This is a genomic window from Dryocola clanedunensis (assembly GCF_038405435.1).
GTDB classification, from domain to species: Bacteria; Pseudomonadota; Gammaproteobacteria; order Enterobacterales; family Enterobacteriaceae; genus Dryocola; species Dryocola clanedunensis_A.
This window is the reverse complement of record NZ_JBBYHZ010000190.1, coordinates 1-547: the sequence shown is the minus strand read 5'-3', so window position 1 is coordinate 547 and position 547 is coordinate 1. Positions and strand designations below refer to the sequence as shown.

At 71.8% G+C, this 547-nt stretch carries 1 protein-coding gene; it reads right to left on the bottom strand.

Annotation, left to right across the window (positions count from 1 at the left end; all coding sequences use genetic code 11):
- On the bottom strand, positions 1-547 hold a 547-nt coding region (locus AAE045_RS24165), incomplete at both ends, for a rhamnogalacturonan acetylesterase (protein ID WP_455549832.1).

Here is a 547-nt window from a genome sequence, read left to right as displayed (position 1 = left end):
GCACCACCGCGCGGCTGCGTGCGTGGAGGTCGACCAGCGGCACCTCCAGTTCCCGCGCAACAGTGCGCACGGCCTCGGCCCACGGGGCCAGATCATCGATCAGCACGCCGTCGGCGAACTGGCGGCGGGTCAACGGGGTCAGCAGCACCGGCTGTGCACCGGCGGCGCGGACCTCGCGCACGTAGCGGCGCAGATTGTCCGGGAACTCGCGCTGCAGATCGGTGGAGCGGCCCGGCTTGCCTGGCTGGTCGTTGTGGCCGAACTGGATCAGTACCCAGGTCTGCGCATAGCCCGGCATGCGCATCTCCGCCTCGGCCAGCGCCCACGAGCCTTCGGCACGGTAGTTGTAGGTGCTGCGGCCGCCGCGGGCGAGGTTGGTGCAGGTCAGGAACGAGGTCACGTGCCGTGCGCAGAACGCCGGCCCCCAGCCGCCCTGCACGGCCGTGGTGGAATCGCCGACCAGCACGATCTTGCTGGCGCGGATCGGGGTCGGTGCCGGGCGGTCCATCACCGCCGGATCCACGGCGGCCTGCGCCGCGCTCATCAG